The sequence below is a fragment of the Flammeovirga sp. EKP202 genome, from assembly GCF_014534745.1.
Lineage (GTDB): Bacteria > Bacteroidota > Bacteroidia > Cytophagales > Flammeovirgaceae > Flammeovirga.
Genome location: NZ_JACVVP010000129.1, coordinates 1 through 803 on the forward strand (window position 1 = coordinate 1; position 803 = coordinate 803).

Below are 803 nucleotides of genomic sequence, written 5' to 3' on the forward strand. Positions count from 1 at the left end.
TATGAGCACTTCCGTATTTTCCCTATCTCCAACTGGACTGAAATGGACGTATGGCAATATATCGCTCAAGAAAGAATTGCTTTACCTTCAATCTACTTTGCTCATAAGAGAAACGTAGTGAATAGAAATGGAATTCTATTAGCAGAATCTCCATGGAATACGCTTCTTAAAGATGAGAAATATGAAGAAATGTTAATTCGTTACCGTACTTTAGGAGACATGACTTGTACAGGTGCTGTATTATCTGATGCAGATGATTTAGCAGGAATTATCCAAGAGGTAGCTTCTTCAAGAACTACTGAAAGAGGAAACCGTTCGGATGACAAGAGATCTGAAGCGGCAATGGAAGAAAGAAAATTACAAGGTTATTTCTAAACTACAATCTGCAAAACAATGAGCGAAACATTATTAAACAATCCAAGTATTAAAAGAGAAGACTCTGCCTCAGCAGTAGATCAATCTTATATGAATATGGACTTACTTCGTTTCACTACTGCGGGTAGTGTGGATGATGGTAAGAGTACTTTAATTGGTCGTTTGATGTATGACACAAAGTCAATCTTCGAAGATCAGTTAGAGGCAATCGAAAAATCAAGTAAAACAAGAGGTGACGAAAACGTAAACCTTGCGTTGTTGACTGACGGTTTGAAGGCAGAAAGAGAACAAGGTATCACTATTGATGTGGCTTACCGCTATTTTGCGACTCCAAAGCGTAAGTTTATCATTGCGGATACTCCAGGTCATATTCAGTATACAAGAAATATGGTAACGGGTGCTTCCACTGCGAACTTAGCGATCGTATT

General features: G+C 38.1%; 2 protein-coding genes. Both read left to right on the forward strand.

Features of this window, described 5'->3' with window-relative positions:
• Window positions 1-375 (forward strand): phosphoadenosine phosphosulfate reductase family protein (locus IC221_RS29260; protein ID WP_188172324.1); only part of this gene is annotated, 375 nt, incomplete at its 5' end.
• Window positions 376-471: 96 nt separating this feature from the next.
• Window positions 472-803: GTP-binding protein (locus IC221_RS29265; RefSeq protein WP_255516221.1), on the forward strand; the 332-nt coding region annotated here is incomplete at its 3' end.